This is a genomic window from Lichenihabitans sp. Uapishka_5, from assembly GCF_033947565.1.
GTDB lineage: Bacteria > Pseudomonadota > Alphaproteobacteria > Rhizobiales > Beijerinckiaceae > Lichenihabitans.
Genome location: NZ_JARPVX010000013.1, coordinates 49,927 through 64,835, shown reverse-complemented (window position 1 = coordinate 64,835; position 14,909 = coordinate 49,927). Strand labels below are relative to the sequence as shown.

Below are 14,909 nucleotides of genomic sequence, written 5' to 3'. Positions count from 1 at the left end.
GGTCGCAAATAAGACCGGAGGGGACAAGAACAAAATGAGAATGCCGCCCGCTCGCAGCCGGGCGGCACGGCTCACAGGCTGCGGATCAGCCCGCCATCCACCCGGATCATGCTGCCCGTCACGTAGCCGGCCGGGACTCCGGCCAGGAAAGTCACCACGGCCGCAAATTCTTCCGGGGTGCCGTAGCGCCCGGCCGGGATTTCGGCGCGATGCTGGCGGCGCACCTCCTCGATGGCGAGGCTGCCGCGGCTGGCGCGGTTCTGGTCGAGACTGTCGACCCGCTCGGTCGCGACCCGGCCCGGCAGCACCATATTGACCGTGACGCCCTGGCCCGCCACTTCGGCCGCAAGGCTCTTCGACCAGCCGGCGACGCTGCCGCGGATGGCATTCGACACCGCAAGACTGGGGATCGGCTGCTCGATCCCGGAAGAGCCGATCGTGATGACGCGGCCCCACCCACGCTCGGTCATCGGCCGCACGAGGCGGTCGGTCAGGTGGAACACCGACGCCGCCATGCTGGTGAAGGCCTTGGTCCAGGTCTCGGCCGCGGTGTCCAGCACGCCGCCAGGGGCCGGGCCGCCGCAATTGTTGACCAGGATGTCGGCGCCGCCCCCGGCCAGCACGGCGTCGGCCAGGCGATCGACGCTGGCCCCGTCGGCGAGGTCGAGATCGTGGATCGTGACCCGTGCCGCCATGTCGGCCGGCAATGCGGCGCACCAGGCTTCGATCTTGCTACGGGAGCGGGCGGCGAGCCACACGGTCGTGCCTTCGGCCAGCAGCGCCAGCGCGATGGCCTTGCCGAGCCCCTGGCTGGCGCCCACCACCAGGGCCCGCTTGTTCACCAGTCCGAGATCCATTCTGTCCTCCATCGCTCGCCGCGAAACCGTTGAAGGACGAGATCGAGGGCGGCGCAACCGCGAACCCGCTGACTACCGGGAACCGCAGCCCACTACCGGCATTGCCGTCCCATACCCAAGGAGGCTGTCATGTCATCGGCCACCGATCCCGCCGCAGTTCTCAGCCGCATCGCCGCCCTGGCCCGCGAAGCCATGGCCCAGTCCGACCTGCCGGGCCCGCTCCAGACGACCCTTGCCGAGATCGCCAAACTCGCCGGCGGCGAGCACCGAGACACGCCCGAGGCAAGCGACCTGCCGCTGACCGACAATCAGTCGCTTTGAAGTGAAAGGCTGACGTCGCTGAGCAGCTGCGAACGCGGCTGGCCTCGGAAGCATGCTCAGCCCGGCGTGGTCTTGCTACCCCGCCAAGCGCGCTCGAAGGGCAGCCGCCAGGCATGCGGCGCCACAAGCTGATGGATCGACTTCGGGCCCCAGGAGCCCGGCTGATAAAGACGTACGGGCGGCGGCGCTTCCAACAGTGGCACCGAGACTTCCCACAGCCGCTCGATGCCGTCCGCAGTGGTGAACAGCGTGTGGTCGCCCCGCATGGCGTCGAGGATCAGGCGTTCATAGGCTTCCAGCACCTCGCCCACGAGGCCCGTGTCGTTCATGGCGAATTGCAGGCTGAGCTTGTCGAGCCGCATGCCGGGCCCCGGCCGCTTGCCGTAGAACGACAGCGACATTTTTGAGGCGTCGGCAAGGTCGAAGGTCAGGTGGTCGGGCCCCTGGGCTCCCACGCCGGAGCCGGCCGGGAACATGCTTTTCGGCGGTTCGCGGAACGCGATTGAGATGATGCGCTGCCCTTCGGCCAAGCGCTTGCCGGTGCGCAGGAAAAACGGCACGCCGGCCCAGCGCCAATTGTCGATCCAGCACTTCAGCGCGATAAAGGTTTCGGTTTCGGATTCCGGGTCGACGCCCTCTTCTTGCCGGTAGCCGACATATTGCCCCCGCACCACGTCGGCCGGATCGATCGGCTTCATGGAGCGGAACACCTTGTTCTTTTCCTCCGAGATCGGCATCGGCTCGAGCGAGGTCGGCGGCTCCATGGCCATGAAGCCGAGGATCTGGAACAGGTGGGTCACCACCATGTCGCGATAGGCGCCGGTCTGCTCGTAGAAGCGGGCCCGCTGGTTGAGGCCGAGCGTTTCCGGCACGTCGATCTGCACGTGATCGATGAAGTTGCGGTTCCAGATCGGCTCGAACAGGCCGTTGGCGAAGCGGAACGCCAGGATGTTCTGGGCCGGTTCCTTGCCGAGGAAATGGTCGATGCGGAAGATGCGGTCTTCGGGGAACACCTCGTGCAGCTTGTCGTTCAGCAGCACAGCGCTGGCGAGATCGACGCCGAACGGCTTCTCCATGATGATGCGGGTGCCTTCCGCGATGCCGGCTTCGGCCAGCATCCGCACGGCCGGCATCGCAGCCTCGGGCGGCACGCTGAGATAATGGATGATGCGGCTTTCACCCTCGAAGGAGTGTTCCGCCCGCTCCACGGCCGCCTTCAGGGCGCCAGGTCCGGCACCGAGCGGCACATAATCGAGGCTGTCCGCGAAAGCGGCCCAGTCGGCCGGGTCCACCTTGCGGGTGGAGAACTGGTCGAGCGCGCCCTTGGCGGCCGCCCGGAACCCCTCGGCATCGAGCTGGTCGAGCGATACGCCGATGATGCGGCAGCCCGGGATGAAGCCGGATTGCGACAGGTGGAACAGCCCCGGCAACAGCTTGCGGCGTGCGAGGTCGCCCGTGGCGCCCACCAGCACGACGATCTGCGGATAGCCGGGCCCCACCCCGCGGGTCGTCCTCAAACGTCCTTGCTGCATGTCGGCCAAGCCCCTGCGGGTTCGCGGCCGCCAAACCAACACCGGTCCGTGGCCTTGTCACCCGCACATAACATAGGGCGGTAGCGGCAAGGTTAAGGGCAGCTTGTCGGATTCTGGCCGGGACCTTGCGGCCGCAGGTCGCAAGGCGACGCCCCGGGTTCCGGCGTTGTCGCGGCGACACTGGAGATATCCCATGCCCAAGCTCGTGACCATCAACGCCGCCGACGCCACCCCAGCCGCCGATGGCAGCATCCCGCTCGCGGCGGGCGCCCGCGTTTCGCTGCGGCTTTGGCGCGACGAGGAGCCGACCGACGACAAGACCCCACGTCGCCACGATTACGAGGTCGTCGGTTACGCCTTGTCGGGCCGGGCGGCGCTCGAGATCGCGGGCGAGATGGTGGAGCTGAAAGCCGGCGATTCCTGGCTGGTGCCGGCGGGCGCCACCCACACCTACCGCATCATCGAGCGCTTTTCAGCCGTCGAGGCCGTGGCCCCGCCGGCCTGAGCCGACCGGGCGTTCATCAGGCACCGGATCGCCGACCTCGGACGGCCGTCGCCAAGACGACGCGTCCGGGGTGACTTCAAGGGTAAAGAATGTCACAAGACGGACCTCCCGGGGTTCAGGCGCGCCCGGTCCCCAAGGCACGGGCATGGCGCGCCGTGTCTTGGAACGGGCAAGCACGCGATCCGTCGCGACGAATAGGTTTCGGTGATGTCCATTGTAGCGAGCATCCGGCGGCAGGTCGTGCCGGTGCATCCCGAAGGATATGTGTTTATCGCGGCTTTCGCGGTGGCGACCCTGGTGTTGCAGTGGCTGTGGTCGCCGCTCGGCTGGGTCGCCGGCATCATGACGGCGTGGTGCGTCTACTTCTTCCGTGACCCGGCCCGCATCACGCCGATGCGGGAGGGGCTCGTGGTTTCGCCGGCCGACGGCGTCATTTCGTCGATCGGGTTCTTCGTCCCGCCGCCCGAGCTCGGCTTGGGTGATCGACCGCTGCAGCGCGTTTCGGTGTTCATGAGCGTCTTCGACTGCCATGTGAACCGAGCCCCGATGTCGGGCCGCATCACCAAGATGAGCTACCGGGCCGGCACCTTCGTCAATGCCGACCTCGACAAGGCGAGCGACGACAACGAGCGCGCCGGCCTCGTCATCGACACCGCCTCGGGCCGCATCGGCGTGGTGCAGATCGCCGGCCTCCTGGCCCGCCGCATCGTCAGCTTCACCCGCGAAGGCGAAACCCTGGGGGTCGGCGACCGTTTCGGCCTGATCCGCTTCGGCTCGCGGGTCGACGTGTTCCTGCCCGAAGGCGTGCGGGTGCTGGTCGGTCAGGGCTCGAAGGCCATCGCGGGCGAAACCGTGCTGGCCGACATCCGCGCCTCGGAACCGGCCCGCAGCTTCAAGGCCGGCTAGATCATCCATGTCCGGCTGGCGCGAATCAGCCCTGGAGGCGGAGCACGAGGCCGTCAGGCCCAGGCCCGACCTCGAGGCGCTGCCTTCGTCCGAGCTCTTCGTCCTGCTGGACGACAAGCTGCGGCGCGACACCATGGGGGCCATCGACTGGCTGCTCCGGGTGACGCCCGGCGCCACCGACCCCGCGGTGCTGATCGGGGAAATCTGCGACCGGTTGTGGGCCCTGGGCGTGCCGGTCGACCGCTATCGCACTTCGAGCACCATTGCGACCGCGGACGCGGACGCGCTCGGCCGAACCTGGGTTCGCGGCCAGGGCCTCAGCGACACCGTTTATGTGCGGTCCCAGGCCGACGACCCGGATTACACCAACAGCCCCTTTCGCGAGGCGAGCGAGACCGGCCACTGGGTTGACCTGTGGCTCCCCGAAACACCCGACGATCGTTTCGGCATCGTGCCGGAGCTGAAGCAGGACGGCTACCTTCACTATATCTGCATGGAATTGGGCGCGCCTGTCGGCATCTCGACGTGGCTGACGGTCGCCACCAAGGAGCCGCAGGGGTTTTGCGACGCGAGCCGGATCGTGCTGGCCTTGATCGCACCTGTTCTCGGGGCGCTCATCAACACCCGCATCACCCGGCTGATGCTCGACCGCCTGCTGCGCACCTATGTGGGCGACGAGCCCCACCGCGCCATCCTCAACGGCAACGTCAAGCGAGGACAGGTCACCACCATCCGGTCGGCGATCCTGTTCGCCGACATGCGCGACTCGACGGGCCACACGGCCGAGATCAGCGCCGTGGAGGCGGTGGGGCTGTTCAACAGCGTCTTCGATTGCCTCGTGCCGCCCATCGAGACGCGCCGCGGCGAAGTGCTGAAATATATGGGTGACGGGCTGCTGGCGATCTTCCGGGATGGCGGCGACGGCGCCGAGGATGCCACCCGACGGGCGCTCGCGGCCGCGCGGGATGGCCTCGCCAATGTAGAGACCTTCAACGCCGGGCGCCCCGGCCGCCGCCCCGTCGCGCTCGGCATCGCGCTGCATTTCGGCGAGGCCGCCTACGGCAATGTCGGCTCCGGCATGCGGCTCGACTTCACGGTGATCGGGCGCGACGTCGGTCTCGCGAGCCGCATCGGCGGCCTGAATGCCCGCTTGGCCGAGCCGCTGCTGATGTCATCCACGTTTGTGCGCAAGCTCGGGCTCGAAGCCGAGCCGATCGGTGCCTTCACGGTGCGGGGCTTCTCGACGCCCGTGGCCGTGTTCCGCCCTTTTGAGGAGTCTCGATGAGCGACCCGGATCTCGACGACCTGCAAGGCCTGGGGTCGCGGCTCGATGGCGGGTCGCCACCGCGTTTGCGCCGGTTCCGCAAGGTGCCGGTGCGCTTCATCCTGCCGAACCTCATCACGCTGGTGGCGCTCTGCCTGGGGCTGACGGCGATTCGCTTCGCGGTCGAGGGCCGCTTCGAACTGGCCGTGCTGACCATCATTGCGGCCGCCATCTTCGACGGGCTCGACGGGCGCATCGCTCGCGCCCTGCAGGGCACCACCCGGTTCGGGGCGGAGCTCGACAGCCTCGCCGATTTCGTCGATTTCGGCGTCGCACCGGCCCTGACGCTGTATTTCTGGTCGCTGTCGTCGATCAAGAGCTTCGGCTGGTTCGCGGCCCTGGTGTTCGCGGTCGCCTGCGCGCTGCGGCTGGCGCGGTTCAACGTGGCGCTCGACGATCCCGACAAGCCGGCCTGGACCTCGAATTTCTTCACCGGCATGCCGGCGCCCGCTGGCGCCGTGGTGGGCATGCTGCCGCTCTATCTCCACTTCTCGGTGCTGGACATCCAGAACAGCCGCCCCTGGGTGGTGGTGCAGATCGTCTACCTGTTGATCGTGGCCGGCCTGATGGTGAGCCGCATCCCGCATTTCTCGGCCAAGACCCTCGGGCGGGTGCCGCGCGAGAATGTCGTCGTGGTGTTGTTCGGCGTCGTGACGCTGCTGTTATTGCTCGCCACCTTCACGACCGAGATGCTGGCGTTGTTGAGCGTGGCCTACCTGTGCTGCATCCCATGGAGCGTCATGCGCTACCGTGCCTATCAGCAAGGCGCCGTCGCCCCCACTCCGACCGATTGACCCTTCGGCGCCACCGGGCACCGAGACCGGGGGCCGGCCTGCCCAAACCTTGCGACGCACCGAAGGGTGCATCATCTGTTCACAAATCGCGCGGGCTCGACTAGGGTCCGCCGCACAAACAGAACATCCGCCTGCGGCGCCCCGCCAAGGCGCCCACCAGATGGACGATATGGCCAAGGAAGAACTGCTCGAATTCCCGGGTACGGTGACGGAACTGCTGCCCAACGCCATGTTCCGCGTCAAGCTCGAGAATGAACACGAAATCACGGCCCACACGGCCGGCAAGATGCGCAAGAACCGCATTCGCGTGCTCACCGGCGACAAGGTGCTGGTCGAGATGACGCCCTATGATCTGACCAAGGGTCGCATCACCTATCGGTTCAAGTAGGCCGGCCTCGCGCGCCTCGCCATGGCCGCCGTTGCCCTCCCCCGGCTCGTTCTCGCATCCGCGTCGCCGCGTCGGCTCGCCTTGCTGCAACAGATCGGCATCGAGCCGATTGCCCTGATCCCGACGGACCTCGACGAAACGCCAGAACGCAACGAGGCCCCCCGGGCGCTCGCGGCGCGCCTGGCTTCGGAAAAGGCGGTGGCGGCTCAGGCCATCGTGTCGCGGCGGCCTGAGCTCGAGGGGAGCTTCATCATCGCGGCCGATACGGTCGTGGCGGTCGGGCGGCGCGTGCTGCCGAAATGCGAGATCCGCGACGACGTCGCGCATTGCCTCGGGTTGTTGTCCGGCCGCGCCCACCGGGTCTTCACCGGCGTGGCGATGATCACCCCGTCGGGCAAGCGGCGCGAGCGGCTCGTCGAGTCGCGCCTACGCTTCAAGCGCCTATCCGGCCGCGAAATGGAGCGCTACATCGCCAGCGACGAATGGCGCGGCAAGGCGGGCGGCTATGCGATCCAGGGACTCGCGGCGATGTTCGTGGCGCGCCTCGTCGGGTCCTATACGGGCGTCGTCGGCTTGCCGCTGCACGAGACCGCGGCCCTTCTCGACGGTGAAGGGTTTCCGCTGATGCAATCCGGACTGGCCGATGCCTGAGGATCAAGCGGGAAGCGGGCCACCCAAGCCCGCCGGCCGATGCCCGATCTGCCAGCGCGCGGCCGATCCCGACTCAAAGCCCTTTTGCTCGAAGCGCTGCGCCGATGTCGACCTGCATCGCTGGATCGTCGGACGCTACCGGGCCTCTACCGAAGACGAGCCGGACGACAATGACGATGCCGGTTCGGGCGACCATCGCAACGATTGAACGATGAAAGCCAGCCCCGCGAGGGACCGGCTTTCATGTCTAAAAACTTAGAGTGTGTTGATCAGAGCTTGCGATCGGCAGCGTCAGCCACCTTGTCGGCCGTGTTCTTCACAGCGGCCTTGGTGTCGCCGACAGCCTTCTGAGCCTGGCCTTGGACTTCCTGCGCATGCCCTTCGGCCTGGAGCTTCTCGGAGCCGGTTGCTTCGCCGATGCCCTGCTTGACCTTGCCGATTGCCTGGTTGGCCACGCCCGAAATCTTGTCGCCCGTGCTGCTCATAGCGGATCTCCTTGCGAGCACCATGCTCTCGCTGGGACAATTCGACCCGCGACCGAAGGTTCCCCACGATCAGTCCACGATCCTCACTGGACGGCCCCGACCTTGGCCCCATATCGCTCCCAAGTCGGATCGGCCCTGCCGAACTGATCGTCCAGCCGGCATCCGGGAGATCGTCATGCTGCACGGGAAGGTTCTGGTGGTCGAAGATGATCCCATGCTTCGCATGGATGCCACGCTGTTGTTCGAGGAAGCCGGCTTCGATGTCGCGGAATTCGAATGCGCCGATGATGCGCTGGCCTATGTGTGGGACTACACGAACGAAGTCGCGGCGATCTTCACGGATGTCGAGATGCTGGGCTCGGCGAGCGGATTCGACCTCGCCAGCACGGTGACGACCGCGTGGCCCCATATTGCGGTGCTGGTCACCTCCGGCTTTCACGAAGAGGTGCCCGACGACCTTCCCTCGCGGGTGCGCTTCATCCCCAAGCCATGGCTGCCAGCCGACGTGCTGGGATTCGTGCGCGGCGCCGCGGTTCGCCACTGAGGTGAAGTCCGCCCGCCTCCTGGGAACCCTGTGGCCCGGGTTGATCCTGCTCGGGCTGTTCGGGCTCGACATCGGTTTCTTCGAGGATGGACCGGACGGCCTCGACCCACGCCTGATCCTGGCTTTGCGGTTGCCGGGCCAACCCGCTGTTTCGCTCGGGCCCGCATGGATGCTCGAAACCGGCCGGGATTTTACGGCGCTCGGCAGCAACGGGGTGATCGGGCTGCTCGTCGTCACCGCCTGCGGCGCGATGCTGTGCCTGGGTCACAAGCGTCGTGCCGGCACCCTGGCCATGGCCTGCGTCACGGCCCTGATGGGCAACGGCATCCTGAAGCTGTTGGTCCACAGGGCCCGGCCCAGGCTCATTCCGGACGCGCCGCTGGTCTTCACCACCAGCTTCCCAAGCTCTCATGCCATGATGTCGGCGACGGCCTTCTTCACCCTGGCGGCCCTGGTGGCGACCACCTGCGCACCCTTGGCGTTGCGACGGTTCGCTTTCGTCATGGCGGCTGTCGGCACCGGGCTTGTGGGTGCCAGTCGGGTTTATCTTGGCGTGCATTGGCCGACCGATGTGGTCGGCGGCTGGCTGGCCGGGCTGTTCTGCGCCTGGTTGGCTTGGCGGCTCTACGGGCCGATCACTCGCGCCCAAGCGTGACGGCGCCTTCGCGCACGATCTTCAAGAAGCCGTCGCTGCGAGCGAGGTCCAGGGTCACGCGCGAGCGCCCCATGCGCTCACGGCCAGAGCCGCGCGTGCGCCAAACCAATGTGGCCGACAAGCGGCAGTGGTCCTGTGTGGCATCGCAGCTTTTCGCCGCCGACCCTGGCTCGACGCCGTAGCGCCGATCAGGCCAGCGGCGGATAAAGGCCCGCTTGTCGTTGAGCAGCGCCTCTCGCGTCATCGCATGCCCGTAGTAGATCAAGCGCGGCGCATAAAGCTTGGCCACGTTGTCAGGCGTCACGTTGCCATCCTGATCCCAGATCGAGAAATAGGACGAGATCAGCGCATCCTGATGCGGGCTCGATTGAGCAACGGCGGCAGCACTGCCGAGCGTCAGCCCGGCCACGATCGCCATGATCCTCGAAACCATGCCGGACCTCCGTAGCCACAAGGGGCCGACCGCTTTGGCCGACCCCGATGTTTATAGGGTTACTGCAGCGCCACCGCCGACGTGCCGGTCATGTCGGCGATCATCCGCTGGTGGCCGAGCACCACCGGCAGCGTCTGGCGCGCCCACACCACCAGGGCCGGGTCGCTGCCGCTCATCGCATAATCGCCGATCCCCGCGACGGCCTCGGCATGAGCGGCTCGCTGCAACACCCAGAACGCGTCGTCGAAGCCCTGGCCAGACAGCGCGTCGAGTTCGTCGAGCTTCGCCTGATGCGCTTTGTCGAACATGAAGTGGGTGGCCACTCCCGTCGGGGCCGCGGCGCGGTCGAGCGCCAGTTCGGCCTTGTGATGATCGTTCAGCATCGTCTGAGCGAAGTGCCGAACAGCGGGATCCTGACTTCTTTCCAAGGCCATCTGCGACGTCGTCATTTCGAACTGATTGCCGATGCCGGCATTCTGCACAAAGGCCTGGACCAGGGGAGACGAGGGTCGCGGCATCGGCGACGCCTCGAGGGAGCTCATGTCCGGGGCCGCGATGGCGGCGCTCGAGACGCAAAGCAGAAGGCCGGCGGCCAGGGCAGGAAAACGCATGGTAGAAGACCTTGATGGTGGCGGCCGTCGATGGGGCCGGCATGCTCACCCAATCCGTCTCGGCAGCCTGGGTTCCCACAAAGGCTCGGCGCCGCGACAATGCCTCATGTCCGCCCGGATTGCGCCAGAGTGAAACAATCCGGGCCAAAACGTCGGCCTAGGGGCGTGCCGCCGCCCGATGGGCTCAGCCGTGACGCTTATTGGACAGGGCCGATCGCCTTCAGCTCCCCGATGTGGCGCTCGACGATGCGATGCGTCTCGGACGCGAAGGCCCGAAGTGCCTGGTCCGAACCGCCCTTGGCCTCCTTTGCGAAGGCAGCGCCGTCCTTGGCATGGATATCTTCCATGGCCAGAAGATAGGCTTTGTCAAAAGCCGGGCCCGACAGCGCCTTCAAAGCATCGAGCTTCTTGGTAAAGGCGGCATCGAGATCGACGGCGACATCCAGCTTCGCGGCCGCCGTGATGGATTTGAGCGTGTCGCCCACGAGCGCATGGTCGTGCGCTTCCGTGGTGCCCTGGTCCTTGATGTCCTGCGTCGATCCTTGCTGAGCCGCTACAGTGCCGAGCGCCACCTCGAACATGCCACCCTGGCTGACCATGGCCACAAAGGCCTTGTCCGCATCCGAAACCCGATCGGCTGCCTGGGCCGTAAAGGGCAGCGCGGCCAGCAACAGGGCGAGGGTGGCGGGAACAGCACGTGTCATCGGAACTCTCCTTGGCGACCTTGCGACAATCGAGGGCCGTGGCACAAGTTCCCACAGCAAGCATGAGATCGAACCGCTATAGCATCAGAAGCAGCAGTGGATCGCACCGCCGTTGACACTCCCGCGACCCGATGCTACCCAGCCTGCCACCAGTTTGGAATTTGGCATCCGATGATCCGCATTCTCGTACGATTCGCGTCAGGCCTGGGCCGGGATTAGCTCCCGAAGCGCCCACGAACTGACGCGACCCATAGGCCCCTCGAGGGCCTTTTTTATTGCCTGAAATTCCGCCGCGATCACACCATCTCCAAGGGAGCAGCACCAATGGCACAGCAGATGACGGGCGCCGAAATGGTCGTCACGGCCCTGAAGGATCAGGACGTCGACACCGTGTTTGGCTACCCGGGCGGTGCCGTCCTGCCGATCTACGACGCGTTGTTCCAGCAGAACGCCGTCCGTCACGTCCTGGTCCGGCACGAGCAGGGCGCCGGCCATGCGGCGGAGGGCTATGCCCGCTCGACCGGCAAGGTCGGTGTGCTGCTGGTCACCTCCGGCCCCGGCGCCACCAACGTCGTCACGGCGCTGACGGATGCGCTGCTCGACTCGATCCCGCTGGTCTGCATCACCGGCCAGGTGCCAACCCACCTGATCGGCTCCGACGCCTTCCAGGAAGCCGACACCACCGGCATCACGCGCTCCTGCACCAAGCACAATTATCTGGTCCGCAAGGTCGAGGACCTGCCGCGCATCATGCACGAGGCCTTCTACGTGGCGAGGAGCGGCCGGCCCGGCCCGGTCGTCATCGACATCCCGAAGGACGTGCAATTCGCCACCGGGGCATATGAGAACGTCGCCGAAGTCGGGCACAAGACCTATCGGCCAAAGACCAAGGCCGACGCCGGCAAGGTGGCCCAGCTGATCGCCATGATGAAGTCGGCCCGCAAGCCCGTCTTCTACACGGGCGGCGGCGTCATCAACGCGGGCCCGAAGGCTTCGGCCTTGCTGCGCGAGCTGGTCGCGCTGACGAACTTTCCGGTCACCTCGACCCTGATGGGCCTCGGCAGCTACCCGGCCTCGGGCCCGAACTGGCTCGGCATGCTGGGCATGCACGGCACCTACGAGGCCAACCATGTCATGCACGATTGCGACCTGATGATCGCCGTCGGGGCGCGCTTCGACGACCGCATCACGGGACGTCTCGACGCCTTCTCGCCCGGCTCGACCAAGGTCCACATCGACATCGACCCCTCGTCGATCAACAAGGTCGTCAAGGTCGACCTCGGCATCGTGGGCGATTGCGCGTCCGTGCTCGGCGACATGGTGGAGGCCTGGAAGGCGACGCCGGGCGCGGTTGATCCTGCGGCGCTCGACGATTGGTGGCGGGCCATCGACGGCTGGCGCGCCAGGCGCTCGCTCGCTTATGGCCCCTCCACCACCACGATCCGGCCGCAGCACGCCATCCGTCGCCTGTACGAGCTGACCAAGGACCGCGAAACCTACATCACCACGGAGGTCGGCCAGCATCAGATGTGGGCGGCCCAGCATTACGGCTTCGAGGAGCCGAACCGCTGGATGACCTCCGGCGGCCTCGGCACCATGGGCTACGGCCTGCCGGCCGCGGTTGGCGTCCAGATGGCGCATCCGGACGCACTGGTGATCGATATCGCGGGCGAAGCCTCGATCCTGATGAACATGCAGGAAATGTCGACCGCGCTGCAATACCGGCTGCCCGTGAAGGTGTTCATCCTCAACAACAGCTACATGGGCATGGTGCGCCAATGGCAGGAGCTGCTGCACGGGGGCCGCTATTCGGAATCCTACTCGGAAGCGCTGCCGGACTTCGTCAAGTTGGCCGAAGCCTATGGCGGCACGGGCATCCGCTGCGACGATCCCGCAGGGCTCGACGACGCCATCCGGCGCATGATCGACACCCCCGGTCCGGTGATCTTCGATTGCGTGGTCGAGAAGAACGAGAACTGCTTCCCGATGATCCCGTCAGGCAAGGCCCATAACGAGATGCTGCTGCCCGAAGGCATCGACGACTGGGGCGGCCCGGACCTCGGCAGCGTCATCGACGAAAAGGGCAAGCTGCTGGTTTAGTCCGCCCTTTCCACTTTCTCCCACGCGAGTGGGAGAAGGATCAACTTGAGAAGGATCATGAAGACCATCGGCCTCATCGGCGGCACGTCCTGGGAATCGACGGCGGTGTATTACCGCCTGCTCAACGAGGGCGTGCGCACCCGCCGCGGCGGACTGGCCTCGGCATCGCTGGTGCTACTGTCGCTCGACTTCGCGCCGCTCGCGGCTGCTATGGCGGCGGATCGCTGGGACCAGGTCGAGGCAACGCTGGTGGCGGCGGCCCGGCGCCTCGAAGCCGCGGGTGCCGACGCCGCGGCGCTCTGCACCAACACCATGCACAAGCTTGCGGCGCCGCTCGCATCCTCGACCGCCCTGCCCTTCGTGGACATCCGCGACGTGACCGGGCAGGCCCTGCAAAGCCAGGAGCTACGACGGCCGCTGTTGCTCGCCACTCGCACCACGATGGAACAGAACTTCTACCGCGATCACCTCAAGGATCGCTTTGCCCAGCAGGTGGTGGTCCCCGATGAGGCGGCGCGCGACCGGCTGCACGCCATCATCTTCGACGAGCTATGCCTGGGGGTGTGCAAACCCGGCTCCAAGGCGGCCGTGCTGGCCATGGTGGCGGATGCCCAGGCCCGGCACGGCTGTGACAGCCTCGTCTTCGGCTGCACCGAGATCGGCCTGCTGTTCAGCCAGGACGACACGACCCTGCCGGTTCTCGACACCACGGCGCTGCATTGTGCGGCACTGCTCGATTTCGCCCTTTCCCCCTCGAACGCCACGAGCCAAGCCGCATGAACGCCCCGACCCCCGCCCCGCAGCAGCCGCCGTCGCCTTATTCGTCGGCGCTCGTCACCTCCAACACCGAAACCCACACCCTGTCGGTGCTGGTCGACAACGAGCCCGGCGTCCTGGCCCGGGTGGTGGGGATGTTTTCCGGCCGCGGCTACAACATCGAGAGCCTGACGGTCGCCGAGGTGGCGCATGCCGAGCACCTCAGCCGCATCACCATCGTGACCTCCGGCACGCCCGAGGCCATCACCCAGATCCGCCACCAGCTCGAGCGGCTGGTGCCGGTCCACAAGGTCAACGACCTGACGATCGAGAAGCCTTTCATCCAACGCGAATTGGCCATGATCAAGGTGCGCGGCACGGGCGAACACCGGGCCGAGGCCTTGCGCCTGGGCGACGCCTTCCGGGCCCGGGTGATCGACGCCACCACGGAAAGCTTCGTCTTCGAGCTGACCGGCGCCCCTTCGAAGATCGATCAATATGTCGAGCTGATGCGGCCGCTCGGCCTCGTCGAGGTGTCGCGCACCGGCGTGGCCGCCATTTCGCGCGGGCCGGACACCATCTAGCCCCGCCCGTCACCGTGGCCGTCCCCGAACCATGTCCGGGGATGGCCGGCACCTGACCGGGTATCCCGATGCCCTCGCGGTCGCGCCCTCCGTCCCGAAGCCCACCATGCTGTCCCTCCTTCCAGCGCTCCTGCTCTTCGCCCTCGTCAGCTCCGGCACGCCGGGCCCCAACAACATCATGCTGATGACGTCGGGCCTGAATTTCGGGGTGCGGCGCACGCTGCCGCACTTCCTCGGCGTCGACCTCGGCTTCGCCGTGATGACGTTGCTGGTAGGGCTCGGACTCGCCGAGGTGTTCGTGCGGGCGCCGGCGCTGCTGGTGGCGCTGAAATGGCTCGGGGCCGCCTATCTGATCTGGCTCGCCTGGAAGATCGCGCGGTCGGGCCCGATCAAAGGCGCGGCCGCCCAAGCGCGCCCCCTCACCTTCTTGCAGGCAGCCGCCTTTCAATGGGTGAACCCGAAAGCTTGGATCATGGCCGTCACGGCCTGCACGACCTACACGGACCCCGACCGCTACGCGCTCAGCGTGTGCCTCATCGCCGCCGTCTTCGCGGCCGTGACGGCGCCCTGCAGCGGCGCCTGGGTGGGGTTCGGGGCGGCGCTGCAACGCTGGCTCGGCCGCCCGCGCAACCTTGCGATCTTCAACACCACCATGGCGGTGCTGCTGATCGCCTCGCTGTATCCGGTGTTCAGGGACTGACGACGTCCTCGCATGCCAATCGGGTTGCCGGGACAACCTGTGACCACTAGAAGCAGCCC

The 14,909-nt window shown here is 66.8% G+C and carries 20 protein-coding genes; 14 read left to right on the top strand and 6 right to left on the bottom strand.

Going from position 1 to position 14,909, the window contains the following annotated elements; translation table 11 throughout:
• Nucleotides 1-71: 71 nt before the first annotated feature.
• The gene (locus P7D22_RS08020) at nt 72-857 is read right to left on the bottom strand and encodes an SDR family oxidoreductase (RefSeq protein ID WP_319933705.1); all 786 of its coding nucleotides are present in this window, start codon (nt 855-857) and stop codon (nt 72-74) included.
• A gap of 129 nt (nt 858-986) precedes the next feature.
• Between P7D22_RS08020 and P7D22_RS08015 the strand changes: the two genes are divergently transcribed.
• The gene (locus P7D22_RS08015) at nt 987-1,178 is read left to right on the top strand and encodes a hypothetical protein (RefSeq protein WP_319933704.1); all 192 of its coding nucleotides are present in this window, start codon (nt 987-989) and stop codon (nt 1,176-1,178) included.
• Between the two features lie 56 nt (nt 1,179-1,234).
• Here P7D22_RS08015 and zwf read toward each other — a convergent pair whose 3' ends face one another.
• Entirely contained in the window at nt 1,235-2,710 is a 1,476-nt protein-coding gene (gene zwf / locus P7D22_RS08010; RefSeq protein WP_319933703.1) for a glucose-6-phosphate dehydrogenase, read from the bottom strand.
• Nucleotides 2,711-2,903: 193 nt separating this feature from the next.
• Here zwf and P7D22_RS08005 point away from each other — a divergent pair, with 193 nt between their 5' ends.
• The 7 genes from P7D22_RS08005 (at nt 2,904) to P7D22_RS07975 (ending at nt 7,486) form a co-directional block, all read left to right on the top strand.
• Nucleotides 2,904-3,215, top strand: coding sequence for a cupin domain-containing protein (locus P7D22_RS08005; protein WP_319933702.1), 312 nt, complete (start codon nt 2,904-2,906; stop codon nt 3,213-3,215).
• A 207-nt stretch (nt 3,216-3,422) separates the two neighbouring features.
• Nucleotides 3,423-4,121, top strand: a complete 699-nt coding sequence (locus tag P7D22_RS08000) for a phosphatidylserine decarboxylase (RefSeq protein ID WP_319933701.1) — start codon at nt 3,423-3,425, stop codon at nt 4,119-4,121.
• A 7-nt stretch (nt 4,122-4,128) separates the two neighbouring features.
• On the top strand, nt 4,129-5,406 hold the full coding sequence (locus P7D22_RS07995) for an adenylate/guanylate cyclase domain-containing protein (RefSeq protein ID WP_319933700.1): 1,278 nt from the start codon (nt 4,129-4,131) through the stop codon (nt 5,404-5,406).
• A complete protein-coding gene (locus tag P7D22_RS07990; RefSeq protein WP_319933699.1) occupies nt 5,403-6,239 on the top strand; it encodes a CDP-alcohol phosphatidyltransferase family protein in 837 nt (278 codons plus the stop codon). The genes P7D22_RS07995 and P7D22_RS07990 overlap by 4 nt, the downstream gene beginning before the upstream one ends.
• A gap of 169 nt (nt 6,240-6,408) precedes the next feature.
• Nucleotides 6,409-6,627, top strand: coding sequence for a translation initiation factor IF-1 (gene infA, locus P7D22_RS07985; RefSeq protein ID WP_282586892.1), 219 nt, complete (start codon nt 6,409-6,411; stop codon nt 6,625-6,627).
• Nucleotides 6,628-6,648: 21 nt separating this feature from the next.
• Entirely contained in the window at nt 6,649-7,278 is a 630-nt protein-coding gene (locus P7D22_RS07980) for a Maf family nucleotide pyrophosphatase (RefSeq protein WP_319933698.1), read from the top strand.
• Nucleotides 7,271-7,486 (top strand): DNA gyrase inhibitor YacG, encoded by a 216-nt coding sequence (locus P7D22_RS07975; RefSeq protein WP_319933697.1) that lies wholly within the window; start codon nt 7,271-7,273, stop codon nt 7,484-7,486. The genes P7D22_RS07980 and P7D22_RS07975 overlap by 8 nt, the downstream gene beginning before the upstream one ends.
• A 61-nt stretch (nt 7,487-7,547) precedes the next feature.
• Here P7D22_RS07975 and P7D22_RS07970 read toward each other — a convergent pair whose 3' ends face one another.
• Nucleotides 7,548-7,763 (bottom strand): CsbD family protein, encoded by a 216-nt coding sequence (locus P7D22_RS07970; RefSeq protein WP_319933696.1) that lies wholly within the window; start codon nt 7,761-7,763, stop codon nt 7,548-7,550.
• A gap of 175 nt (nt 7,764-7,938) precedes the next feature.
• Here P7D22_RS07970 and P7D22_RS07965 point away from each other — a divergent pair, with 175 nt between their 5' ends.
• A complete protein-coding gene (locus P7D22_RS07965; RefSeq protein WP_319933695.1) occupies nt 7,939-8,307 on the top strand; it encodes a response regulator in 369 nt (122 codons plus the stop codon).
• Nucleotide 8,308: 1 nt separating this feature from the next.
• A complete protein-coding gene (locus P7D22_RS07960) occupies nt 8,309-8,962 on the top strand; it encodes a phosphatase PAP2 family protein (protein ID WP_319933694.1) in 654 nt (217 codons plus the stop codon).
• Here P7D22_RS07960 and P7D22_RS07955 read toward each other — a convergent pair.
• The 3 genes from P7D22_RS07955 to P7D22_RS07945 all read right to left on the bottom strand — a co-directional run bounded on the left by P7D22_RS07955 (nt 8,943) and on the right by P7D22_RS07945 (nt 10,710).
• A complete protein-coding gene (locus tag P7D22_RS07955) occupies nt 8,943-9,395 on the bottom strand; it encodes a hypothetical protein (protein WP_319933693.1) in 453 nt (150 codons plus the stop codon). The two genes, P7D22_RS07960 and P7D22_RS07955, sit on opposite strands and share 20 nt — an antisense overlap.
• Before the next feature lie 59 nt (nt 9,396-9,454).
• Nucleotides 9,455-10,006, bottom strand: a complete 552-nt coding sequence (locus tag P7D22_RS07950; protein WP_319933692.1) for a DUF4142 domain-containing protein — start codon at nt 10,004-10,006, stop codon at nt 9,455-9,457.
• A 197-nt stretch (nt 10,007-10,203) separates the two neighbouring features.
• A complete protein-coding gene (locus P7D22_RS07945) occupies nt 10,204-10,710 on the bottom strand; it encodes a DUF4142 domain-containing protein (protein ID WP_319933691.1) in 507 nt (168 codons plus the stop codon).
• Between the two features lie 324 nt (nt 10,711-11,034).
• Between P7D22_RS07945 and P7D22_RS07940 the strand changes: the two genes are divergently transcribed.
• The 4 genes from P7D22_RS07940 (at nt 11,035) to P7D22_RS07925 (ending at nt 14,850) form a co-directional block, all read left to right on the top strand.
• Complete coding sequence (locus P7D22_RS07940) at nt 11,035-12,810, top strand: acetolactate synthase 3 large subunit (protein WP_319933690.1); 1,776 nt, start codon at nt 11,035-11,037, stop codon at nt 12,808-12,810.
• Nucleotides 12,811-12,867: 57 nt separating this feature from the next.
• Nucleotides 12,868-13,590, top strand: a complete 723-nt coding sequence (locus P7D22_RS07935; RefSeq protein ID WP_319933689.1) for an aspartate/glutamate racemase family protein — start codon at nt 12,868-12,870, stop codon at nt 13,588-13,590.
• Nucleotides 13,587-14,150: an acetolactate synthase small subunit gene (gene ilvN / locus P7D22_RS07930; protein WP_319933688.1), complete on the top strand. Its 564-nt coding sequence runs from the start codon at nt 13,587-13,589 to the stop codon at nt 14,148-14,150. Before P7D22_RS07935 ends, ilvN begins: the two co-directional genes overlap by 4 nt.
• 106 nt (nt 14,151-14,256) lie before the next feature.
• Nucleotides 14,257-14,850: a LysE family translocator gene (locus P7D22_RS07925; protein WP_319933687.1), complete on the top strand. Its 594-nt coding sequence runs from the start codon at nt 14,257-14,259 to the stop codon at nt 14,848-14,850.
• Nucleotides 14,851-14,909 lie beyond the last annotated feature (59 nt).